At 40.6% G+C, this 25,010-nt stretch carries 12 protein-coding genes, 9 tRNA genes and 7 rRNA genes; 2 read left to right on the forward strand and 26 right to left on the reverse strand.

Features of this window, described 5'->3' with window-relative positions:
* Positions 1-33: 33 nt before the first annotated feature.
* From MHI13_RS16740 to MHI13_RS16755, 4 genes are read right to left on the reverse strand one after another with little or no spacing between them, the layout of a single operon-like run.
* Positions 34-2,487, reverse strand: coding sequence for an ATP-dependent Clp protease ATP-binding subunit (locus MHI13_RS16740; RefSeq protein WP_002433302.1), 2,454 nt, complete (start codon positions 2,485-2,487; stop codon positions 34-36).
* Between the two features lie 14 nt (positions 2,488-2,501).
* Positions 2,502-3,506, reverse strand: a complete 1,005-nt coding sequence (locus tag MHI13_RS16745) for a protein arginine kinase (RefSeq protein ID WP_002433454.1) — start codon at positions 3,504-3,506, stop codon at positions 2,502-2,504.
* Entirely contained in the window at positions 3,499-4,062 is a 564-nt protein-coding gene (locus MHI13_RS16750) for a UvrB/UvrC motif-containing protein (RefSeq protein WP_002433344.1), read from the reverse strand. Before MHI13_RS16750 ends, MHI13_RS16745 begins: the two co-directional genes overlap by 8 nt.
* Before the next feature lie 19 nt (positions 4,063-4,081).
* On the reverse strand, positions 4,082-4,543 hold the full coding sequence (locus MHI13_RS16755) for a CtsR family transcriptional regulator (protein WP_002433457.1): 462 nt from the start codon (positions 4,541-4,543) through the stop codon (positions 4,082-4,084).
* Positions 4,544-4,697: 154 nt separating this feature from the next.
* Between MHI13_RS16755 and MHI13_RS16760 the strand changes: the two genes are divergently transcribed.
* Positions 4,698-5,909 (forward strand): NupC/NupG family nucleoside CNT transporter, encoded by a 1,212-nt coding sequence (locus tag MHI13_RS16760; RefSeq protein WP_002433146.1) that lies wholly within the window; start codon positions 4,698-4,700, stop codon positions 5,907-5,909.
* Between the two features lie 133 nt (positions 5,910-6,042).
* Here MHI13_RS16760 and pdxT read toward each other — a convergent pair whose 3' ends face one another.
* Both pdxT and pdxS read right to left on the reverse strand, forming a co-directional pair.
* A complete protein-coding gene (gene pdxT / locus MHI13_RS16765) occupies positions 6,043-6,603 on the reverse strand; it encodes a pyridoxal 5'-phosphate synthase glutaminase subunit PdxT (protein ID WP_002433196.1) in 561 nt (186 codons plus the stop codon).
* 3 nt (positions 6,604-6,606) lie between these two features.
* Positions 6,607-7,494, reverse strand: coding sequence for a pyridoxal 5'-phosphate synthase lyase subunit PdxS (pdxS, locus tag MHI13_RS16770; RefSeq protein WP_002433503.1), 888 nt, complete (start codon positions 7,492-7,494; stop codon positions 6,607-6,609).
* A 95-nt stretch (positions 7,495-7,589) separates the two neighbouring features.
* Between pdxS and pdxR the strand changes: the two genes are divergently transcribed.
* On the forward strand, positions 7,590-8,969 hold the full coding sequence (gene pdxR / locus MHI13_RS16775; protein ID WP_064210388.1) for a MocR-like pyridoxine biosynthesis transcription factor PdxR: 1,380 nt from the start codon (positions 7,590-7,592) through the stop codon (positions 8,967-8,969).
* An 831-nt stretch (positions 8,970-9,800) separates the two neighbouring features.
* Here the strand turns inward: pdxR and rrf (MHI13_RS16780) are convergent.
* The 20 genes from rrf (MHI13_RS16780) to folP all read right to left on the reverse strand — a co-directional run bounded on the left by rrf (MHI13_RS16780) (position 9,801) and on the right by folP (position 24,899).
* Positions 9,801-9,915 (reverse strand): 5S ribosomal RNA (rrf, locus tag MHI13_RS16780).
* 69 nt (positions 9,916-9,984) lie between these two features.
* Positions 9,985-12,906 (reverse strand): 23S ribosomal RNA (locus MHI13_RS16785).
* A gap of 159 nt (positions 12,907-13,065) precedes the next feature.
* Positions 13,066-13,142: transfer RNA gene (locus MHI13_RS16790), tRNA-Ile, on the reverse strand.
* 97 nt (positions 13,143-13,239) lie between these two features.
* A 16S ribosomal RNA gene (locus MHI13_RS16795) occupies positions 13,240-14,790 on the reverse strand.
* Positions 14,791-15,018: 228 nt separating this feature from the next.
* Positions 15,019-15,133: ribosomal RNA gene (gene rrf / locus MHI13_RS16800) — 5S ribosomal RNA — on the reverse strand.
* Between the two features lie 69 nt (positions 15,134-15,202).
* A 23S ribosomal RNA gene (locus MHI13_RS16805) occupies positions 15,203-18,124 on the reverse strand.
* 370 nt (positions 18,125-18,494) lie between these two features.
* Positions 18,495-20,045 (reverse strand): 16S ribosomal RNA (locus MHI13_RS16810).
* Positions 20,046-20,174: 129 nt separating this feature from the next.
* Positions 20,175-20,250 (reverse strand) — tRNA-Ala (locus tag MHI13_RS16815).
* Positions 20,251-20,267: 17 nt separating this feature from the next.
* Positions 20,268-20,341: transfer RNA gene (locus tag MHI13_RS16820), tRNA-Pro, on the reverse strand.
* A gap of 25 nt (positions 20,342-20,366) precedes the next feature.
* A tRNA-Arg gene (locus MHI13_RS16825) sits at positions 20,367-20,443 on the reverse strand.
* A 10-nt stretch (positions 20,444-20,453) separates the two neighbouring features.
* Positions 20,454-20,542 (reverse strand) — tRNA-Leu (locus MHI13_RS16830).
* 7 nt (positions 20,543-20,549) lie between these two features.
* A tRNA-Gly gene (locus MHI13_RS16835) sits at positions 20,550-20,624 on the reverse strand.
* Positions 20,625-20,642: 18 nt separating this feature from the next.
* A tRNA-Lys gene (locus MHI13_RS16840) sits at positions 20,643-20,715 on the reverse strand.
* 6 nt (positions 20,716-20,721) lie between these two features.
* Positions 20,722-20,797 (reverse strand) — tRNA-Thr (locus MHI13_RS16845).
* Positions 20,798-20,802: 5 nt separating this feature from the next.
* Positions 20,803-20,878: transfer RNA gene (locus MHI13_RS16850), tRNA-Val, on the reverse strand.
* Between the two features lie 13 nt (positions 20,879-20,891).
* Positions 20,892-21,006: ribosomal RNA gene (gene rrf, locus MHI13_RS16855) — 5S ribosomal RNA — on the reverse strand.
* The 16S, 23S and 5S rRNA genes sit together here with 9 tRNA genes alongside, the layout of an rRNA operon.
* A 496-nt stretch (positions 21,007-21,502) precedes the next feature.
* Entirely contained in the window at positions 21,503-22,990 is a 1,488-nt protein-coding gene (lysS, locus tag MHI13_RS16860; RefSeq protein ID WP_002436798.1) for a lysine--tRNA ligase, read from the reverse strand.
* Positions 22,991-23,272: 282 nt separating this feature from the next.
* The gene (gene folK / locus MHI13_RS16865; protein ID WP_002436837.1) at positions 23,273-23,752 is read right to left on the reverse strand and encodes a 2-amino-4-hydroxy-6-hydroxymethyldihydropteridine diphosphokinase; all 480 of its coding nucleotides are present in this window, start codon (positions 23,750-23,752) and stop codon (positions 23,273-23,275) included.
* Positions 23,753-24,118, reverse strand: coding sequence for a dihydroneopterin aldolase (gene folB, locus MHI13_RS16870; RefSeq protein ID WP_002436772.1), 366 nt, complete (start codon positions 24,116-24,118; stop codon positions 23,753-23,755).
* The gene (gene folP / locus MHI13_RS16875) at positions 24,096-24,899 is read right to left on the reverse strand and encodes a dihydropteroate synthase (protein ID WP_340761604.1); all 804 of its coding nucleotides are present in this window, start codon (positions 24,897-24,899) and stop codon (positions 24,096-24,098) included. The genes folB and folP overlap by 23 nt, the downstream gene beginning before the upstream one ends.
* Positions 24,900-25,010: the final 111 nt, after the last annotated feature.

Here is a 25,010-nt window from a genome sequence, read left to right on the forward strand (position 1 = left end):
ACTTTAGTTATTCAATATATTAGCAATAATCAATTAAGCTTCAGTGGTTTCTTTATCATCTGACTTTTCATGGATGTCATATTTGAATTCATCGCCATCATGATCGATTGTGACTTCTTTACCTTCAATTTGATTACCATCTAAAATTAATTCACTAAGATTATCTTCTACAGTTTTTTGGATGGCTCTAATTAATGGTCTAGCACCGTATTCTGGATCGTAACCTTCTTCTGCGATTTTTTCTTTAGCTTTATCAGTTACAGAAATATTGATGTTTTGTTCAGATAATCGATCAGTAAGTTTCTTAACCATCATAGTAACAATTTCTTTCAATTCTTCTTTAGATAGTTTATGGAATACGATGATATCATCCACACGGTTTAAGAATTCAGGACGGAATGAATTTTTGAGTTCTTTCATCATTGTTTTGCGAATTGTTTCGTAGTCATTACCCTCTGAAGCACCGCCAAATCCTGCAAATCGTTGGTCTTGTAATTCTTGCGCACCAACATTTGATGTCATAATAATGACTGTGTTACGGAAATCTACAGTACGACCTTTAGTATCAGTTAGATGACCATCATCTAATACTTGTAGCAAGATATTAAATACGTCAGGATGGGCTTTTTCAATTTCATCAAATAAAATAACTGAGTAAGGTTTGCGTCTAACTTTTTCAGTTAATTGACCACCATCATCATGACCTACGTAGCCTGGAGGTGCTCCAACTAAACGACTCACAGCATGTTTCTCCATAAATTCACTCATATCAACACGAATCATAGCATCATCTTCACCAAACATAGATTCAGCTAATGCACGAGCTAATTCTGTTTTACCTACACCTGTAGGACCTAAGAAGATAAAGCTACCGATTGGACGTTTAGGATCTTTTAATCCAGCGCGAGCACGTCTTACAGCTTTACTAATTGAATTAACAGCGTCATTTTGACCGATAACTCGGTTATGAAGTGTATCTTCAAGGTTGAGTAAGCGATCTGATTCAGTTTCATTAATTTTAGTTAATGGAATACCTGTCCATCCTGCGATAACTTCAGCAATATCTTCTTCAGATAAAGCTGTACTTACACCACCTTGAGAGTTTTTCCATTCGTTCTTAGCTTCTTCATATTGTTTTTCAAGCTTAGATTGTTTGTCTCTTAAGTTTGCTGCATTTTCAAATTCTTGTGCGTGAACGGCAGCATCTTTTTCATTTTTTACATTTTCAATTTCTTGTTCAATCTCTTTTAGATTGTTAGGAGTTGTATGACTTTTCAATCTAACCTTAGAACTTGCTTCATCAATAAGGTCAATCGCTTTGTCTGGTAAGAAACGATCTGATACATAACGATTACTTAATTTTGCCGCAGCTTCTAAAGCCTCATCAGATATATTAATTCTATGATGAGCTTCATAACGATCACGTAATCCTTTTAAGATTTCAATCGTATCTTCAACTGTTGGTTCATCAACTTGAACAGGTTGGAAACGACGTTCTAACGCAGCGTCTTTCTCAATATTTTTACGATATTCATCTAATGTTGTAGCACCAATACATTGTAACTCTCCTCTAGCTAATGCTGGTTTAAGAATATTAGAAGCGTCAATTGCACCTTCCGCACCTCCAGCACCAACTAATGTGTGTAACTCATCTATAAATAAAATGACGTTACCTGCTTGATGAATTTCTTCCATTACTTTTTTCAAGCGTTCTTCAAATTCACCGCGGTATTTTGTACCAGCAACGACAGTTCCCATATCAAGTGACATCACTCGTTTATCTTTTAGAGTTTCTGGGACTTCATTATTAACGATTGCTTGTGCTAAACCTTCAGCTATAGCAGTTTTACCCACACCAGGCTCACCGATAAGTACTGGGTTATTTTTAGTACGACGGCTGAGCACTTCAATCACACGAGTAATTTCTTTATCTCTTCCAACTACAGGATCTAAAGTGCCATCTTTAGCAATAACTGTTAAGTCTCTAGCTAAACTATCTAATGTTGGAGTGTTATTTGATTTATTTGCTTGAGCATTTTTATTACTCATTTCTGGACTACCTAAAGCTTTTACTACTTGCGCGCGTGCTTTTGTAATATTTAAATCTAAATTGGCAAAGACACGTGCTGCGACACCTTCATTTTCACGGATTAAGCCTAGAAGAATATGTTCTGTTCCCACAAAGTTATGATGTAGTTTTCTCGCTTCATCCATTGAAAGCTCAATAACTTTTTTAGCTCTAGGTGTGTAATGTAAAGTGCCCATTTGTTCTTGACCATGGCCAATTAACTTTTCAACTTCTTCAATAACTTTATCTTCAGTGATATTAAAGCTTTCTAACACTTTGGCAGCGATACCTTCAGGTTCTTTCATTAAACCTAATAAAAGATGTTCCGTTCCAATATTTGAATGGTTCAAGCGAATTGCTTCTTCTTGTGCGTGCGCTAGTACGCGTTGTGCACGTTCTGTTAATCTACCAAATAGCATATATAAAATACCTCCTATTTTATATGTTTCCTTAATAAATCAGCTCTTTTTTCATTTACTGTTTTATCATCATCTTCATCTATTAAAAATGGCGATTGAATAGCTACCATTAATTCATTAAATTTAAAATCTTCAAGCGAAATATAGTTTAAATCAATGCCGAGCTTAACTTCACTCAAGCGAAATGATGCTTCTTCCATTGATATGATTCTACTATTTTGTAAAATCCCTAGTGAGCGATAAACTCTATCAAGTGTCTCTACAGGATTATGTTTATCAAGTCTTTCTCTGATTTGTTTTTCCTCATTGATAATTTGATTAACTACTTCAGTTAAGTTATCAATGATGTCGGATTCAGTTTTCCCTAAAGTAAGTTGGTTTGAAACTTGATAAATATGTCCATATACTTGTGAACCTTCACCATAAATACCTCGAATCGTAAATCCAAAACGATTAATCGTTTGAGCGATACGATTCATTCTCTTCATAATAGAAAGTCCTGGTAAATGTAGCATGACACTTGCGCGCATTCCAGTGCCTATATTAGTTGGACACGTTGTTAAATAACCTAAGTGTTCGTCATAACTTATATCTAAATCACTATCCAACTCATCATCAATATTTGAAGCCCTTTGATATAATTCACGCAACGATAAATCTGTTCCTAACGCTTGAATACGAATATGATCTTCTTCGTTAATCATTACACTTAAAGATTCATCTTCATTTAACAGCACCGCGGATGCTGGCTGTTTGATAAGTTCTGGACTGACAAGATGTTTCGCAACTAATTTCATTTTACTTTGTTGATCCATAGTGTCTAAACGTTGTAACTTTAAGTTTGGAAGCGCATCTTGAACTTCGTTGATAACTCGAAAACCCTCTTGTTCAGAAGGAAACATCAAAGGATGGACGTGATTTTCTAGATTTCTTGCTAATCTAATACGAGAAGAAATAACTACAGGTGCCTCTTCTGTCATCTTCATCCATTCACTTATATTAGTATGAATGTCACTCATTACGAGACACCTCACTCTCATCTTTTAATGCTTTAATTTCATCACGTACAACAGCTGCTTCCTCGAAATTTTGTTCTTCAATTAATTTGTTTAGATATTTTGTTTTTTCTTCGATTTGCTTTTTAATTGCAAGTTTCTTATATGAAGATTGAGGCGTTTTACCTACATGTTCAAATTGGCCTCCCTGTACACGTCTAACAATATCGATAATGTCTTCTTTAAAAGTTGCGTAACAATTCGCGCAACCGAATTTACCAACGTGCGCAATATCTTTTAAAGTCATTTGACATGTTGGGCATTGCTTTTCCTCTTTGAACGCCATTTCTTGAAAATTAATACCATGTTTCGTAGCAAGATGTTGTAAAATCTGTTTAACTACAAAAGCTTCCTCTATATCATCCTGATGCACATGGTAAGAAGTATCCTCATGAGATTGTTGCCATGGATTATCACCTTGAGCACATATTGAGCATACCCATTTTTCGTGAGTACCGTCTTTACTTTTAACTGTTAATTTTACTTCTGCTTCATTTAAATGACAGTTTTCACAAAGCACGTTCAGACACCTCACTTCATTAATAATAGTTTATAACTGGAAGCAATCGTTTTAAAATATTAGCGCGTATAATATCTCTTGCGACCACATCCATTTTTAATGTCTCTCTATCTATAACTGCTTGGATCATTTTAGCTTCTCTTTGGTTAATTAGACCTTTATCTAGTAAACCATCTATGACATAATACGCTTGTTGTTGAGAAATAGAAGGCCCTATCAATTGAAGTAAGTGATTAATATAACCTGATGCATCTTTATTTTCAATTTTAGTGATTCGGATGTAGCCTCCGCCACCCCGTTTACTTTCTATTTCATAACCATGTTCATTTGTGAAGCGTGTTTTAATAACATAATTTAATTGAGAAGGAACACAATCGAAGCGTTGTGCAATATTAGCGCGTTGTATTTCGACCACATCTTCATTTGTTTCCTCGAATAAATGTTTAATGTATTGTTCTATGATGTCAGACATGTTATGCATGGATATCACCTCTTTTTGACCTTCTTTGACTTTATTATATGACCACCTTTGACCTTTTTCAACCAATTTGATTTTTAAAATTTAAATTTTATGATGTTAGCGCGTTCATTTTATTGTATGATAGAGAATAGAAAAATTTAAAGGAATGAAAAACATGCATATTTTGATTGGGATTATAGGAATTATATTCTTTTTAGCACTCGCATTTTTATTTAGTTCAGATAGAAAAAATATCCGTTGGAAATATGTCGGATTACTCTTAGTAATTCAATTGATATTTGCATTTATTTTATTAAAAACAAATATAGGTATCACAGTTATTGGTGGTATTTCGTATGGTTTCAGTTATTTATTAAAGCAAGCTGCTGAGGGTGTCAATTTCGTATTCGGTGGTTTTAAATTAGATCCAAAAAACCCTCCATTCTTCTTTAACGTATTGTTACCTATCGTGTTTATCTCAGCGCTTATCGGTATTTTACAATATACAAGAATTTTACCGCTTATAATTAACATTTTAGGTTTCTTAATTTCTAAAATTAATGGCATGGGACGTTTAGAATCTTACAATGCTGTAGCAGCAGCAATTTTAGGACAATCAGAGGTATTTATCTCATTAAAACAACAATTGCCATACATACCTAAACAACGTTTGTATACATTAACTGCATCTGCAATGTCGACAGTATCTGCTTCAATTATTGGAGCATACTTCACATTAATAGAACCTAAATATGTTGTAACAGCTGTGGTACTTAACTTATTTGGTGGTTTCATCATCGCGTCTATTATTAATCCGTACAAAGTGAATGAAGAAGATGATAAATTATTAGTCGATGAAAGTGAAACTAAAAATCAATCATTCTTCGAAATGCTTGGTGAATATATTTTAGATGGTTTCAAAGTAGCAGTGATTGTCGGTGCAATGTTAATCGGTTATATTGCTCTTATTGCTTTACTTAATGGTGTAGTAAGCGGAATCTTTAGTCTATTTTCAGGTGGAACATTGGATTGGAATTTCCAAACGTTAATCGGTTTTGTCTTTGCACCATTCGCATTCCTAACTGGTGTTCCTTGGCATGATGCTGTGCAGTCAGGTTCAATTATGGCGACAAAATTATTATCAAATGAGTTCGTTGCTATGCAAGCACTCGGTAAAACACATGGTTTATCTGAGCATGCTAAAGGTGTCACTTCAGTATTTTTAGTATCATTTGCTAACTTCAGTTCAATAGGTATTATTTCAGGTGCGATTAAATCACTAAATGATAAAAAAGGTGATATTGTAGCACGATTTGGATTAAAACTATTGTTCGGTGCAACATTAGTATCATTTATTTCTGCAGCAATTGCAGGATTCTTTATTTAATCAATCGCGAGAGTAACTTAGGAAAGTTGCTCTTGCGTTTTTTTATTTTATGAGTTTACATTTGCTTTTGAAATTCATTTTCCGAAAAATTAAAAACGGCCACCTTTAAGATGACCGTTTATCAAAAGATTAATTAATTCTTCTTTATCATATGGTTAATGAAGTATTCAGTTACACGATAATCGTCGGTGAGTTCAGGATGGAAAGAGACACCAAGATATTTACCTTGTTTAACCGCAACAATCTTATCTCCTACTCGGCTAAGAATGTCTACACCTTTCTCAACTTGAGCAATATGTGGTGCGCGTATAAATACACCTTCAATATCTTCAGCAACACCTTTTATATTAAGTTCTGATTCAAAACTATCAACTTGACGACCAAATGAATTACGTTCGACTGTAATATCCAACTTTTTCAAATAGCCAGATTCACCTTCGACATCTTTTGCAAGTACGATTAATCCCGCACATGTGCCAAACATTGGTAAATCAGATTGCTGTAACGCTTCCTTAAAGCCATATAAGTCCATTAATCTTCTTAGTGTTGTAGATTCACCACCTGGCAAAATCAAACCATCAATATCTTCAAGTTGTTCAACTCTTTTTACTGCGACACCTTCATGACCACTTAATTCTATGTGACGAATGTGTTCACGAACTGCACCTTGTAATGCTAATACACCTATTTTCATAAATTACCATCCACGCTCTTGCATACGTTCTTCTAAAGAAATTTGGTTGATATCTAAACCTTTCATCGCTGTACCAAGTTCACTAGCCAATTTTCCAATTAATTCATAATCTTGATAATGAGTCGTTGCTTGAACAATTGCTTTAGCAAATTTTTCAGGATCTTCTGATTTAAAAATACCAGAACCAACAAATACACCATCAGCACCTAATTCCATCATTAAAGCAGCATCTTGAGGTGTTGCTACGCCACCTGCTGCAAAGTTTACTACTGGTAAACGTCCATTATCTTTAATTTGTTTTAATACTTCAAAAGGTGCTCCCAAATCTTTAGCGAAAGTCATAATTTCATCATCATTCATTACTGTTAGACGACTAACTTCAGCATTAACGCGTCTCATGTGACGTACAGCTTCTACGATATTGCCTGTTCCAGGTTCACCTTTCGTACGTAACATTGCAGCACCTTCTCCAATACGTCGTGCAGCTTCACCTAAATTACGGCAACCACAAACGAAAGGCACTGTAAATTGATCTTTTCTTAAGTGATACTCTTCATCAGCTGGAGTTAATACTTCAGATTCATCGATGTAATCAACACCCATTGATTCTAATACTCTAGCTTCAGTAATATGTCCTATACGGGCTTTAGCCATAACAGGTATAGACACAGCATTCATTACTTCCTCTACAATTTTAGGATTAGCCATACGTGCCACGCCACCTGCTGCTCGGATGTCTGATGGAACGCGTTCTAAAGCCATTACTGCAACAGCACCAGCTTCTTCAGCAATTTTAGCTTGTTCTGCATTTACGACGTCCATAATAACGCCACCTTTTTGCATTTCAGCCATTCCTCTTTTTACTCTTTCTGAGCCTACGATTTTTGACATGTTATTACCCCTTTACTTATTGATTAAATTCATTTTAAGAGATAAACTGATATTTAAAAAGGTTCAATTTATCCATAATAATAGGGGTCAGATTTATGAAATCATCACAACCACTTTACTTATCTCTTTATGAAAAGTTAAAAAATCAAATTATCGAAGGTCAATACCATTCCAATGATAAGTTTCCTTCGAAAAGACAATTAAGCGAACATTTGTCAATGAGTCATACAACTATTGAACACGCTTATCAACTGTTATTAGATGAAGGATTTATATACTCTAAGCCGAGATCTGGATACTATGTATCAGATATTGAATCATTGCCAGTTATCAATAGAGAAACTTATCCTAATAATGATCATTTAGAGATTCATAATGAAAGTAATGAAAACTCGCAATTCAAATTCGCCTTCAACTTAGCTGAAATCGACTCTGAAAATTTTCCTATGCATATATTTAGAAAATACGCAAAAGACGTCTTTGAAGAAGATCACTTATCACTATTACAAAGAGGCGAAATTCAAGGAGAGTTCGTATTACGTCAACAAATTGCACATTATTTATTTAATAGTAGAGGCGTAACATGTCACCCTAATCAAATAGTCATTGGTTCTTCTACTAGCCAACTCCTCGATATGATTACTAATTTACTTAATCAAGAAAAGTTTATCATCGAGAAACCGAGTTATCCTCCGATCAAACATGTCTTAGACAAAAAGAATATGAACTATTTACAAGTTCCTGTTGAAAAAAATGGTATACAAGTTCGCCCTATCTTAGAATCAAAATATAATATTTTATATATTACACCTTCACATCAATTTCCTACTGGTCATGTCACCAATTTAAAAAAGAGAACCCAACTTATTCAATGGGCACAACAAGATGAACAACATTACATTATAGAAGATGATTATGATTCAGAGTTCAGGTACTTTGGTAAACCTATACCAGCACTACAAAGTTTAGATACTAAAGGAAAAGTTGTTTATATAAGTACATTTTCAAAATCACTCTATCCTAGCTGTAGAATTGCATATATTGTTTTACCAAAAGAAATATTATCAAAATATAAACAAAGAAAATTAAAAGAAGGTAATACTGTACCTGTGCACATTCAACATATGGTTGCACAATTTATGGCAAGTGGTAGCTTTGAAAGACATTTAAATAAAATGAGGAAAATTTATAGAGACAAATTAAATTATATATTGCACCATCTCAAAAAATATAAAGACCAATTGCAAATTGAAGGAGCACTTACTGGGATGCATTTTAATTTAACAGTTCTGAATGGTCTCACTACACAGCAATGCTTAGACAGGGCTAAGAATAACAAATTAAAACTCGAAATATATAACTATGATGATATTCCATCAGAGTATCCTAAATTTATTTTAGGATTCGGTGGAATTAAACAACGTGAACTTGCAGATTATGTTAAAGCTCTCATCAACTCGTTAATTATAAAGTAACACTTCTTTTTTAAAAGTTAGTGTTACTTATGCGATAGCTAATTGGCTATCGTATTTTAATTAACTTCCTCTTATTAATTTCTCATCTTTATTTTTTCGCATAAAAAAAGAGACCTTGCGGTCTCGATTCGGCTCATCGCGTCCATACGATTTATTTGCCTGGCAATTGGTTCTTAATGGCTGGCCATTAAGTAAGTAAAATTAAGTATTAAAAATACTTATTTTACTTTAGAACGTAAGTCGGCTACCTTCGGCGCTAAGGTACTTCCTCTGCTTCGAGAACAAGCGCTCGCATCTTTCTTCATTTGCGTCTCTCTCTGACTCGTTTAGCTCGACTAAACTCGTGGCGTTCTTTCCTTAATTCATCAGCTTCAAACGCTTTCTTTTCGCAGAGAATAGTTCTCCTCTATAGCTATGGCTCTTGGTAATTTCTCATCTTTATTTTTTTGCATAAAAAAAGAGACCTTGCGGTCTCGATTCGGCTCATCGCATCCATACGATTTATTTGCCTGGCAATTGGTTCTTAATGGCTTTGGCCATTAAGTAAGTAAAATTAAGTATTAAAAATACTTATTTTACTTTAGAACGTAAGTCGGCTACCTTCGGCGCTAAGGTGCTTCCTCTACTTCGAGACAAGCGCTCGCATCTTTCTTCATTTGCGTCTCTCTCTGACTCGTTTAGCTCGACTAAACTCGTGGCGTTCTTTCCTTAATTCATCAGCTTCAAACGCTTTCTCTTCGCAGAGAATAGTTCTCCTCTATAGCTATGGCTCTTGGTAATTTCTCACCTTTTATTTTTCGCATAAAAAAAGAGACCTTACGGTCTCGTTTTGCCTGGCAACGTCCTACTCTAGCGGAACGTAAGTCCGACTACCATCGGCGCTAAGGAGCTTAACTTCTGTGTTCGGCATGGGAACAGGTGTGACCTCCTTGCCATTGTCACCAGACAAATGAATGTGTTATACATTCAAAACTAGATAGTAAGTAACGATTTTGCGTCGCAAAACATTTTAATATTGATTAAGTCTTCGATCGATTAGTATTCGTCAGCTCCACGTGTCGCCACGCTTCCACCTCGAACCTATTAACCTCGTCATCTTCGAGGGATCTTATAACCGAAGTTGGGAAATCTCATCTTGAGGGGGGCTTCATGCTTAGATGCTTTCAGCACTTATCCCGTCCATACATAGCTACCCAGCTATGCCGTTGGCACGACAACTGGTACACCAGAGGTATGTCCATCCCGGTCCTCTCGTACTAAGGACAGCTCCTCTCAAATTTCCTACGCCCACGACGGATAGGGACCGAACTGTCTCACGACGTTCTGAACCCAGCTCGCGTACCGCTTTAATGGGCGAACAGCCCAACCCTTGGGACCGACTACAGCCCCAGGATGCGATGAGCCGACATCGAGGTGCCAAACCTCCCCGTCGATGTGAACTCTTGGGGGAGATAAGCCTGTTATCCCCGGGGTAGCTTTTATCCGTTGAGCGATGGCCCTTCCATGCGGAACCACCGGATCACTAAGTCCGTCTTTCGACCCTGCTCGACTTGTAGGTCTCGCAGTCAAGCTCCCTTATGCCTTTACACTCTATGAATGATTTCCAACCATTCTGAGGGAACCTTTGAGCGCCTCCGTTACCTTTTAGGAGGCGACCGCCCCAGTCAAACTGCCCGCCTGACACTGTCTCCCACCACGATAAGTGGTGCGGGTTAGAAAGCCAACACAGCTAGGGTAGTATCCCACCAACGCCTCCACGTAAGCTAGCGCTCACGTTTCAAAGGCTCCTACCTATCCTGTACAAGCTGTGCCGAATTTCAATATCAGGCTACAGTAAAGCTCCACGGGGTCTTTCCGTCCTGTCGCGGGTAACCTGCATCTTCACAGGTACTATGATTTCACCGAGTCTCTCGTTGAGACAGTGCCCAAATCGTTACGCCTTTCGTGCGGGTCGGAACTTACCCGACAAGGAATTTCGCTACCTTAGGACCGTTATAGTTACGGCCGCCGTTTACTGGGGCTTCGATTCGTAGCTTCGCAGAAGCTAACCACTCCTCTTAACCTTCCAGCACCGGGCAGGCGTCAGCCCCTATACATCACCTTACGGTTTAGCAGAGACCTGTGTTTTTGATAAACAGTCGCTTGGGCCTATTCACTGCGGCTCTTCTGGGCTTGCACCCTAAAGAGCACCCCTTCTCCCGAAGTTACGGGGTCATTTTGCCGAGTTCCTTAACGAGAGTTCGCTCGCTCACCTTAGAATTCTCATCTTGACTACCTGTGTCGGTTTGCGGTACGGGCACCTGTTATCTATCTAGAGGCTTTTCTCGGCAGTGTGAAATCAACGACTCGAGGAAACAATTTCCTCTCCCCATCACAGCTCAGCCTAACGAGTGCCGGATTTGCCTAACACTCAGCCTTACTGCTTGGACGTGCACTCCAACAGCACGCTTCGCCTATCCTACTGCGTCCCCCCATCGATTAAAACGATACTAGGTGGTACAGGAATATCAACCTGTTATCCATCGCCTACGCCTGTCGGCCTCAGCTTAGGACCCGACTAACCCAGAGCGGACGAGCCTTCCTCTGGAAACCTTAGTCAATCGGTGGACGGGATTCTCACCCGTCTTTCGCTACTCACACCGGCATTCTCACTTCTAAGCGCTCCACATGTCCTTGCGATCATGCTTCAACGCCCTTAGAACGCTCTCCTACCATTGTCCAAAGGACAATCCACAGCTTCGGTAATATGTTTAGCCCCGGTACATTTTCGGCGCAGTGTCACTCGACTAGTGAGCTATTACGCACTCTTTAAATGATGGCTGCTTCTAAGCCAACATCCTAGTTGTCTGGGCAACGCCACATCCTTTTCCACTTAACATATATTTTGGGACCTTAGCTGGTGGTCTGGGCTGTTTCCCTTTCGAACACGGACCTTATCACCCATGTTCTGACTCCCAAGTTAAATTAATTGGCATTCGGAGTTTGTCTGAATTCGGTAACCCGAGAGGGGCCCCTCGTCCAAACAGTGCTCTACCTCCAATAATCATCACTTGAGGCTAGCCCTAAAGCTATTTCGGAGAGAACCAGCTATCTCCAAGTTCGATTGGAATTTCTCCGCTACCCTCAGTTCATCCGCTCACTTTTCAACGTAAGTCGGTTCGGTCCTCCATTCAGTGTTACCTGAACTTCAACCTGACCAAGGGTAGATCACCTGGTTTCGGGTCTACGACCAAATACTCAACGCCCTATTCAGACTCGCTTTCGCTACGGCTCCACATTCGCTGCTTAACCTTGCATCAGATCGTAACTCGCCGGTTCATTCTACAAAAGGCACGCCATCACCCATAAACGGGCTCTGACTACTTGTAAGCACACGGTTTCAAGTTCTCTTTCACTCCCCTTCCGGGGTACTTTTCACCTTTCCCTCACGGTACTGGTTCACTATCGGTCACTAGAGAGTATTTAGCCTTAGGAGATGGTCCTCCTAGATTCCGACGGAATTTCACGTGCTCCGTCGTACTCAGGATCCACTCAAGAGAGAATATGTTTTCGACTACAGGATTATTACCTTCTTTGATTCATCTTTCCAGATGATTCGTCTAACATGTTCTTTTGTAACTCCGTATAGAGTGTCCTACAACCCCAACAAGCAAGCTTGTTGGTTTGGGCTCTTCCCGTTTCGCTCGCCGCTACTCAGGGAATCGATTTTTCTTTCTCTTCCTCCGGGTACTAAGATGTTTCAGTTCTCCGGGTCTGCCTTCTGACATGCTATGAATTCACATGTCGATAACATGACATAACTCATGTTGGGTTCCCCCATTCGGAAATCTCTGGATCAACGCTTACTTACAGCTACCCAAAGCATATCGTCGTTAGTAACGTCCTTCTTCGGCTTCTAGTGCCAAGGCATCCACCGTGCGCCCTTAATAACTTAATCTGTGTTTCCACCAGGAAACGCGTTATTAATCTTGTGAGTGTTCTTTCGAACACTAGCGATTATTTTTATGAATTCAAGCTTGTTTAAAACTCTATTCACTCGGTTTTGCTTGGTAAAATCTATTTACTTACTTATCTAGTTTTCAATGTACAATTTTAATGGTGGGCCTAAGTGGACTCGAACCACCGACCTCACGCTTATCAGGCGTGCGCTCTAACCAGCTGAGCTATAGGCCCATTATTAAAATGAATGTTATAAACATTCAAAACTGAATACAATATGTCACGTTATTCCTTTTCATCTTCAAAGAAGATGTTCCGAATATATCCTTAGAAAGGAGGTGATCCAGCCGCACCTTCCGATACGGCTACCTTGTTACGACTTCACCCCAATCATTTGTCCCACCTTCGACGGCTAGCTCCAAATGGTTACTCCACCGGCTTCGGGTGTTACAAACTCTCGTGGTGTGACGGGCGGTGTGTACAAGACCCGGGAACGTATTCACCGTAGCATGCTGATCTACGATTACTAGCGATTCCAGCTTCATGTAGTCGAGTTGCAGACTACAATCCGAACTGAGAACAACTTTATGGGATTTGCTTGACCTCGCGGTTTCGCTGCCCTTTGTATTGTCCATTGTAGCACGTGTGTAGCCCAAATCATAAGGGGCATGATGATTTGACGTCATCCCCACCTTCCTCCGGTTTGTCACCGGCAGTCAACTTAGAGTGCCCAACTTAATGATGGCAACTAAGCTTAAGGGTTGCGCTCGTTGCGGGACTTAACCCAACATCTCACGACACGAGCTGACGACAACCATGCACCACCTGTCACTTTGTCCCCCGAAGGGGAAACTTCTATCTCTAGAAGGGTCAAAGGATGTCAAGATTTGGTAAGGTTCTTCGCGTTGCTTCGAATTAAACCACATGCTCCACCGCTTGTGCGGGTCCCCGTCAATTCCTTTGAGTTTCAACCTTGCGGTCGTACTCCCCAGGCGGAGTGCTTAATGCGTTAGCTGCAGCACTAAGGGGCGGAAACCCCCTAACACTTAGCACTCATCGTTTACGGCGTGGACTACCAGGGTATCTAATCCTGTTTGATCCCCACGCTTTCGCACATCAGCGTCAGTTACAGACCAGAAAGTCGCCTTCGCCACTGGTGTTCCTCCATATCTCTGCGCATTTCACCGCTACACATGGAATTCCACTTTCCTCTTCTGCACTCAAGTTTTCCAGTTTCCAATGACCCTCCACGGTTGAGCCGTGGGCTTTCACATCAGACTTAAAAAACCGCCTACGCGCGCTTTACGCCCAATAATTCCGGATAACGCTTGCCACCTACGTATTACCGCGGCTGCTGGCACGTAGTTAGCCGTGGCTTTCTGATTAGGTACCGTCAAGACGTGCACAGTTACTTACACGTTTGTTCTTCCCTAATAACAGAGTTTTACGATCCGAAGACCTTCATCACTCACGCGGCGTTGCTCCGTCAGGCTTTCGCCCATTGCGGAAGATTCCCTACTGCTGCCTCCCGTAGGAGTCTGGACCGTGTCTCAGTTCCAGTGTGGCCGATCACCCTCTCAGGTCGGCTACGCATCGTTGCCTTGGTAAGCCGTTACCTTACCAACTAGCTAATGCGGCGCGGATCCATCTATAAGTGACAGCAAGACCGTCTTTCACTGTTGAACCATGCGGTTCAACATGTTATCCGGTATTAGCTCCGGTTTCCCGAAGTTATCCCAGTCTTATAGGTAGGTTATCCACGTGTTACTCACCCGTCCGCCGCTAACGTCAGAGGAGCAAGCTCCTCGTCTGTTCGCTCGACTTGCATGTATTAGGCACGCCGCCAGCGTTCATCCTGAGCCAGGATCAAACTCTCCATAAAAAATTATGATGTTTGATTAGCTCATAAATACTAAATAGTTTGTAACGTTTCGTTACGTTTATTGGAATTAACGTTGACATATTGTCATTCAGTTTTCAATGTTCATTTTTCTTACCGACAAGAATTAATTATACGCTTTATTGATGTTAAAGTCAATAAATATTTAAAATTAATTTTATTCAGTAAAAATAATCCACAAAAAAATGACCTAACGGTCAAAAGTGGTTTGCCTGGCAACGTCCTACTCTAGCGGGACGTAAGCCCGACTACCATCGGCGCTAAGGAGCTTAACTTCTGTGTTCGGCATGGGAACAGGTGTGACCTCCTTGCCATTGTCACCAGACAAATGAATGTGTTATACATTCAAAACTAGATAGTAAGTAATGATTTTGCGTCGCAAAACATTTTAATATTGATTAAGTCTTCGATCGATTAGTATTCGTCAGCTCCACGTGTCGCCACGCTTCCACCTCGAACCTATTAACCTCGTCATCTTCGAGGGATCTTATAACCGAAGTTGGGAAATCTCATCTTGAGGGGGGCTTCATGCTTAGATGCTTTCAGCACTTATCCCGTCCATACATAGCTACCCAGCTATGCCGTTGGCACGACAACTGGTACACCAGAGGTATGTCCATCCCGGTCCTCTCGTACTAAGGACAGCTCCTCTCAAATTTCCTACGCCCACGACGGATAGGGACCGAACTGTCTCACGACGTTCTGAACCCAGCTCGCGTACCGCTTTAATGGGCGAACAGCCCAACCCTTGGGACCGACTACAGCCCCAGGATGCGATGAGCCGACATCGAGGTGCCAAACCTCCCCGTCGATGTGAACTCTTGGGGGAGATAAGCCTGTTATCCCCGGGGTAGCTTTTATCCGTTGAGCGATGGCCCTTCCATGCGGAACCACCGGATCACTAAGTCCGTCTTTCGACCCTGCTCGACTTGTAGGTCTCGCAGTCAAGCTCCCTTATGCCTTTACACTCTATGAATGATTTCCAACCATTCTGAGGGAACCTTTGAGCGCCTCCGTTACCTTTTAGGAGGCGACCGCCCCAGTCAAACTGCCCGCCTGACACTGTCTCCCACCACGATAAGTGGTGCGGGTTAGAAAGCCAACACAGCTAGGGTAGTATCCCACCAACGCCTCCACGTAAGCTAGCGCTCACGTTTCAAAGGCTCCTACCTATCCTGTACAAGCTGTGCCGAATTTCAATATCAGGCTACAGTAAAGCTCCACGGGGTCTTTCCGTCCTGTCGCGGGTAACCTGCATCTTCACAGGTACTATGATTTCACCGAGTCTCTCGTTGAGACAGTGCCCAAATCGTTACGCCTTTCGTGCGGGTCGGAACTTACCCGACAAGGAATTTCGCTACCTTAGGACCGTTATAGTTACGGCCGCCGTTTACTGGGGCTTCGATTCGTAGCTTCGCAGAAGCTAACCACTCCTCTTAACCTTCCAGCACCGGGCAGGCGTCAGCCCCTATACATCACCTTACGGTTTAGCAGAGACCTGTGTTTTTGATAAACAGTCGCTTGGGCCTATTCACTGCGGCTCTTCTGGGCTTGCACCCTAAAGAGCACCCCTTCTCCCGAAGTTACGGGGTCATTTTGCCGAGTTCCTTAACGAGAGTTCGCTCGCTCACCTTAGAATTCTCATCTTGACTACCTGTGTCGGTTTGCGGTACGGGCACCTGTTATCTATCTAGAGGCTTTTCTCGGCAGTGTGAAATCAACGACTCGAGGAAACAATTTCCTCTCCCCATCACAGCTCAGCCTAACGAGTGCCGGATTTGCCTAACACTCAGCCTTACTGCTTGGACGTGCACTCCAACAGCACGCTTCGCCTATCCTACTGCGTCCCCCCATCGATTAAAACGATACTAGGTGGTACAGGAATATCAACCTGTTATCCATCGCCTACGCCTGTCGGCCTCAGCTTAGGACCCGACTAACCCAGAGCGGACGAGCCTTCCTCTGGAAACCTTAGTCAATCGGTGGACGGGATTCTCACCCGTCTTTCGCTACTCACACCGGCATTCTCACTTCTAAGCGCTCCACATGTCCTTGCGATCATGCTTCAACGCCCTTAGAACGCTCTCCTACCATTGTCCAAAGGACAATCCACAGCTTCGGTAATATGTTTAGCCCCGGTACATTTTCGGCGCAGTGTCACTCGACTAGTGAGCTATTACGCACTCTTTAAATGATGGCTGCTTCTAAGCCAACATCCTAGTTGTCTGGGCAACGCCACATCCTTTTCCACTTAACATATATTTTGGGACCTTAGCTGGTGGTCTGGGCTGTTTCCCTTTCGAACACGGACCTTATCACCCATGTTCTGACTCCCAAGTTAAATTAATTGGCATTCGGAGTTTGTCTGAATTCGGTAACCCGAGAGGGGCCCCTCGTCCAAACAGTGCTCTACCTCCAATAATCATCACTTGAGGCTAGCCCTAAAGCTATTTCGGAGAGAACCAGCTATCTCCAAGTTCGATTGGAATTTCTCCGCTACCCTCAGTTCATCCGCTCACTTTTCAACGTAAGTCGGTTCGGTCCTCCATTCAGTGTTACCTGAACTTCAACCTGACCAAGGGTAGATCACCTGGTTTCGGGTCTACGACCAAATACTCAACGCCCTATTCAGACTCGCTTTCGCTACGGCTCCACATTCGCTGCTTAACCTTGCATCAGATCGTAACTCGCCGGTTCATTCTACAAAAGGCACGCCATCACCCATAAACGGGCTCTGACTACTTGTAAGCACACGGTTTCAAGTTCTCTTTCACTCCCCTTCCGGGGTACTTTTCACCTTTCCCTCACGGTACTGGTTCACTATCGGTCACTAGAGAGTATTTAGCCTTAGGAGATGGTCCTCCTAGATTCCGACGGAATTTCACGTGCTCCGTCGTACTCAGGATCCACTCAAGAGAGAATATGTTTTCGACTACAGGATTATTACCTTCTTTGATTCATCTTTCCAGATGATTCGTCTAACATGTTCTTTTGTAACTCCGTATAGAGTGTCCTACAACCCCAACAAGCAAGCTTGTTGGTTTGGGCTCTTCCCGTTTCGCTCGCCGCTACTCAGGGAATCGATTTTTCTTTCTCTTCCTCCGGGTACTAAGATGTTTCAGTTCTCCGGGTCTGCCTTCTGACATGCTATGAATTCACATGTCGATAACATGACATAACTCATGTTGGGTTCCCCCATTCGGAAATCTCTGGATCAACGCTTACTTACAGCTACCCAAAGCATATCGTCGTTAGTAACGTCCTTCTTCGGCTTCTAGTGCCAAGGCATCCACCGTGCGCCCTTAATAACTTAATCTGTGTTTCCACCATACTTTTAGTCAATCGCTTTCATATCGCTTCGTTTCATTAATTTAAATGCTCATTTACATAAGTAAACTGCGCTTAAAATTAAATCAACTCATTATCTGAAAAACGATTTCTTTAAAAGTCAAAGTCGAAAACCTGTTATTAATCTTGTGAGTGTTCTTTCGAACACTAGCGATTATTTTTATGAATTCAAGCTTATTTAAAACTCTATTCACTCGGTTTTGCTTGGTAAAATCTATTTACTTACTTATCTAGTTTTCAATGTACAAATTTGAATGTTAATAAACATTCAAAACTGAATACAATATGTCACGTTATCCCTTTCATCTTCGAAGAAGATGTTCCGAATATATCCTTAGAAAGGAGGTGATCCAGCCGCACCTTCCGATACGGCTACCTTGTTACGACTTCACCCCAATCATTTGTCCCACCTTCGACGGCTAGCTCCAAATGGTTACTCCACCGGCTTCGGGTGTTACAAACTCTCGTGGTGTGACGGGCGGTGTGTACAAGACCCGGGAACGTATTCACCGTAGCATGCTGATCTACGATTACTAGCGATTCCAGCTTCATGTAGTCGAGTTGCAGACTACAATCCGAACTGAGAACAACTTTATGGGATTTGCTTGACCTCGCGGTTTCGCTGCCCTTTGTATTGTCCATTGTAGCACGTGTGTAGCCCAAATCATAAGGGGCATGATGATTTGACGTCATCCCCACCTTCCTCCGGTTTGTCACCGGCAGTCAACTTAGAGTGCCCAACTTAATGATGGCAACTAAGCTTAAGGGTTGCGCTCGTTGCGGGACTTAACCCAACATCTCACGACACGAGCTGACGACAACCATGCACCACCTGTCACTTTGTCCCCCGAAGGGGAAACTTCTATCTCTAGAAGGGTCAAAGGATGTCAAGATTTGGTAAGGTTCTTCGCGTTGCTTCGAATTAAACCACATGCTCCACCGCTTGTGCGGGTCCCCGTCAATTCCTTTGAGTTTCAACCTTGCGGTCGTACTCCCCAGGCGGAGTGCTTAATGCGTTAGCTGCAGCACTAAGGGGCGGAAACCCCCTAACACTTAGCACTCATCGTTTACGGCGTGGACTACCAGGGTATCTAATCCTGTTTGATCCCCACGCTTTCGCACATCAGCGTCAGTTACAGACCAGAAAGTCGCCTTCGCCACTGGTGTTCCTCCATATCTCTGCGCATTTCACCGCTACACATGGAATTCCACTTTCCTCTTCTGCACTCAAGTTTTCCAGTTTCCAATGACCCTCCACGGTTGAGCCGTGGGCTTTCACATCAGACTTAAAAAACCGCCTACGCGCGCTTTACGCCCAATAATTCCGGATAACGCTTGCCACCTACGTATTACCGCGGCTGCTGGCACGTAGTTAGCCGTGGCTTTCTGATTAGGTACCGTCAAGACGTGCACAGTTACTTACACGTTTGTTCTTCCCTAATAACAGAGTTTTACGATCCGAAGACCTTCATCACTCACGCGGCGTTGCTCCGTCAGGCTTTCGCCCATTGCGGAAGATTCCCTACTGCTGCCTCCCGTAGGAGTCTGGACCGTGTCTCAGTTCCAGTGTGGCCGATCACCCTCTCAGGTCGGCTACGCATCGTTGCCTTGGTAAGCCGTTACCTTACCAACTAGCTAATGCGGCGCGGATCCATCTATAAGTGACAGCAAGACCGTCTTTCACTGTTGAACCATGCGGTTCAACATGTTATCCGGTATTAGCTCCGGTTTCCCGAAGTTATCCCAGTCTTATAGGTAGGTTATCCACGTGTTACTCACCCGTCCGCCGCTAACGTCAAAGGAGCAAGCTCCTCGTCTGTTCGCTCGACTTGCATGTATTAGGCACGCCGCCAGCGTTCATCCTGAGCCAGGATCAAACTCTCCATAAAAAATTATGATGTTTGATTAGCTCATAAATACTAAATAGTTTGTAACGTTTCGTTACGTTTATTGGAATTAACGTTGACATATTGTCATTCAGTTTTCAATGTTCATTTATTATAAAGAATAATTATAAATGGTGGAGACTAGCGGGATCGAACCGCTGACCTCCTGCGTGCAAAGCAGGCGCTCTCCCAGCTGAGCTAAGCCCCCATAAATTTAGAAAGAAGTCGGGAAGACAGGATTCGAACCTGCGACCCCTTGGTCCCAAACCAAGTGCTCTACCAAGCTGAGCTACTTCCCGTATGTAGTTAATAATCATAATAAAATGGCGCGCCCGATAGGAGTCGAACCCATAACCTCTTGATCCGTAGTCAAACGCTCTATCCAGTTGAGCTACGGGCGCTTTATTAAGATGGTGCCGAGGACCGGAATCGAACCGGTACGGTGATCTCTCACCGCAGGATTTTAAGTCCTGTGCGTCTGCCAGTTCCGCCACCCCGGCAAAATAATGGAGCGGAAGACGGGATTCGAACCCGCGACCCCCACCTTGGCAAGGTGGTGTTCTACCACTGAACTACTTCCGCATATAAATAAAATCGTAATGAGCCATAGAGGATTCGAACCTCTGACCCTCTGATTAAAAGTCAGATGCTCTACCAACTGAGCTAATGGCTCAAAAGATGGTGCCGGCCAGAGGACTTGAACCCCCAACCTACTGATTACAAGTCAGTTGCTCTACCAATTGAGCTAGGCCGGCTATCATGGTGGAGAATGACGGGTTCGAACCGCCGACCCTCTGCTTGTAAGGCAGATGCTCTCCCGGCTGAGCTAATTCTCCTATTTCAAATATTGCCTGGCAACGTCCTACTCTAGCGGGACGTAAGCCCGACTACCATCGGCGCTAAGGAGCTTAACTTCTGTGTTCGGCATGGGAACAGGTGTGACCTCCTTGCCATTGCCACCAGACAAAATTAACTTACTTTATATATGATACACACTTGTAAATGACTTTGCAACGGTCAATTTTACACTTTGTTAAAATTTCATTTACAATTTCATAACATGCGTCCTCGTTTTTGACGACTTTTATATGTTACTTCATTTAAATAAACAAGTCAACACTTTTATAGAACTTTTTTCAATCGTTTTTAATCTATATTTCTTAAATGCACCTGACTTATTTCACTCGTAATATTCTACCATAAGCTAAAGGCTAAATCTATGATAATATTTGCATTTTTAAAATCCATTTGTATATTTTATTGTGAAAAATCACTACTTTTCCCTAAAAAATGATAATTATATTTCTTAGTAATGGAAATTTTTTATATAGCACGCCTTACACACATTATAGATTTATCAAATTGATAGACTTTTCACCCTTAATAATAAAGCATTTTAAATACAAAAAAGCATCAACCACCATATAGATGATTGATGCAAGTAGTACTAGACTAGAAAATTATTTCTGTCTCATATAAGGGAATAATAGTACATCTCTGATAGAAGGTGAATCTGTTAGTAACATTACCAAACGATCGATACCGATACCTAATCCACCTGTAGGAGGCATACCATATTCTAACGCCTCAATATAATCTTCATCCATCTCATGCGCTTCATCGTTACCTTGTTCTTTCTCGACAAGTTGTGCTTCGAAACGTTCACGTTGATCGATTGGGTCATTTAATTCTGTGAAAGCATTCGCATGTTCTCTTCCCACTATAAATAGTTCAAATCGATCAGTAAACCTAGGATCTTCTGGATTCTTTTTAGCTAATGGAGAGATTTCAATTGGATGGCCATAAATGAATGTAGGTTGAATTAACGTTTCCTCAACTTTTTGTTCGAAGAATTCATTTAAAATATGACCATATTTCATATTTTCAGTAATCTCAATACCATGTTCTTTAGCTAAGCTTACCGCTTCCTCATCAGTTTTAACATCATAAAAATTCACGCCAGTGGCTTCTTTAACTGCATCAACAATGTGAAGTCTTCTCCAAGAAGACTCTAAATCTATTTCTTCATCATTATAAGAAACTTTAGCTGAACCAAAGACCTCTTGAGCAATATGTCTAACCATGCTCTCAGTTAAATCCATAATATCATGATAATCAGCGTAGGCTTCATATAATTCTATCATTGTGAATTCTGGATTATGACGTGTAGATACTCCTTCATTACGGAATACACGGCCAATTTCGTATACTTTTTCAAGACCACCGACGATTAAGCGTTTTAGGTGTAATTCAATAGCTATACGCATATATAACGTAGCATCTAATGCGTTATGGTGGGTAACAAATGGACGTGCAGCCGCACCTCCAGCAATTTGATGCATCATAGGTGTTTCTACTTCTAAGAAACCTTGTTTATTTAAATAATTACGCATTTCTTGAATAATTTTACTGCGATTAATAAATGTACGTGTACTATCTTCGTTTGTTATTAAATCTAAATAACGTTGACGATATCTTTGTTCAATATCTTGTAGTCCATGGAACTTATCTGGTAAAGGACGTAATGATTTAGATAATAATGTAAATGACTTAGCCTTAACTGAGATTTCACCAGTATTAGTTTTAAACATAACACCTTCGATTCCAACAATGTCACCTAAGTCAGCAATTTTCCAAATATCAAATTGTTCTTCTCCAACTTGGTCTTTTCTTACGTAAATTTGAATTTGACCTTCTAAATCTTGGATATGTGCAAATCCTGCTTTACCTTTACCGCGTTTTGTCATTAAACGACCTGCAATTGCAACGTGACTTTCGTCCTCTTTTTCATGTAATTCTTCTTTTGAAAATTGATCCCATTGCTCTTTTAACTCGTTAGAAGTAGCACTACGATCAAAACGATGACCGAACGGATCTATTCCTAAATCTATTAATTCTTGTAGTTTTTGACGACGGACCTGCATTTGGTCATTCATTTCTTCTGACATAACTTTCTCTCCTTTAAGCTTATTGTTTAAATTATGGATTGTTCCATGCGTTCTTGATAGAAATTTTGTTAGTCATATAAAATACTTATTCGGTTTTAGATTCATCTAAAGCTATATGAACTTTATCTTTAAAACCAATAAGATATCATCAATCTTGGTTTATCATTTCCACAACGCCAATCTTCTCACTTTTTAATTCTACAAGACGTTGTAAATGTAATAAAGCAATTTACGCTTTTATTTCAACTTCTCTAAAAATTAAATATTTGTTTTTATTGCTACTCACTTATTATACTTTTTAACAGTATCGTCTGCGGTTACTAAATTGCCAATAGTTAGATGGGTACGAGGTTCTATTTGATTCGAAGCAATATCATTTAAAGGAATAAGCACAAACGAACGTTCATTCATCCTCGGATGTGGTACCGATAAATTATCTTCTTCGATAATTTGATCTTCATATAATAATATATCTACATCTAAAGTTCTTGGCCCCCAACGTTTAACTCTTACTCGATGGAGTTGTTGTTCTGTTTTTAAGCAACATGATAGTAAAGATTGAGGATCTAATGTTGTATCTATTTCAACACATAAATTTAAAAAGTTCGGTTGATTAGTGTATCCCACTGGTTCAGTTTCATAAATATCAGAGATTTGAGTCACTTTAATATTATCAAAACGATTTAAAATCCTTATAGCTTCTTTAAGTTGCGTTTCACGTTCTCCAATATTACTCCCTAAACCTAAAAACGCTTTAACCATTTAGCAATTCTCCCTCACTATTTCAATTCCTACACCATCATAATGTCCGGGAATGGGTGGACTTTCTTTAGTGATTTTAACTTTCGTTTCCATTACACGATTATAGTGTGAATTTATACGTTTTGCAATACGTTCAGCTAGATGTTCAATCAATCTAGATGGCTTACCTTCAACAATTGATTTAACTTCTTCAAACACTTCGCCATAATTTACAGTATCTGCAACATCATCTGATTGACCAGCATCTTTTAAGTCGACCTTCAACGTAACATCTACTATAAATATTTGACCAATTTCATTTTCTGATGGTAACACCCCATGATATCCATAAAATCGCATACCGTTAAGAAAGATTATGTCGTTCATGTTCATTCTCCTTTAAAAAATCCATACTATGAGCTAACCGCGCATTCAACTGAACGTTATGAACTCGAACAGCTTTAACACCTTTCATTATACCATAGGCAGTTATTGCTCCTGTGGCCTCATCTCTTTCTAATGGCGTTGTATCTGTTCCAATCATTTCTTTAATAAACCTTTTACGGCTTGTTGCCAATAAAATGGGATATTCAGTTGCTACCAGTTCATCTAAACGAGCCATCACTTCATTTTCTTCATCGCGTGTTTTAGCAAAACCAATTCCTGGATCCAACCAAATTTTTTCTTGTGGGATACCTGCCATTTCAGCTTTATTAGCTTGAGCAAGAAGTGACGTAATCATTTCATCTACGACGGGGTCTTGTCTTCGACCGTCCCCATTATGCATTAAAACGATTTCAGCACCATATTCAGCTACAACTTTAAAAATTTTGGGATCATATAAACCTGCCCATTGATCATTAATCATTGTAGCACCTAGTTTGAGACATGCTTCAGCAACCTCGCTTCGAAATGTATCAATTGAAAGTTGTATATCATATTGTACTAGTGCTTTAACAACTGGAATAACTCTTTCCATTTCTTCTTCCAAAGATACTTCTTCATAACCAGGTCGTGTCGACACGCCACCAATATCAATGATATCAACACCCTCATCAATCATTTCTTTTACTCGTTTAGTAGCTTTGTCTACTGAATTAAATTTACCTCCATCTGAGAAAGAATCAGGCGTGACGTTAAGTATGCCCATAATTTTTGTTTTAGTCATGTGTTTCACCTTTTCTATATTGAAATTCTTTTCAAAGTTATGTATAGAAACTTATTATTCTTGAAAATTCAAATCAAACTACTTACACAATTTACTATTAATCATATCATT

This window comes from Staphylococcus sp. FSL K6-0223, assembly GCF_038008285.1.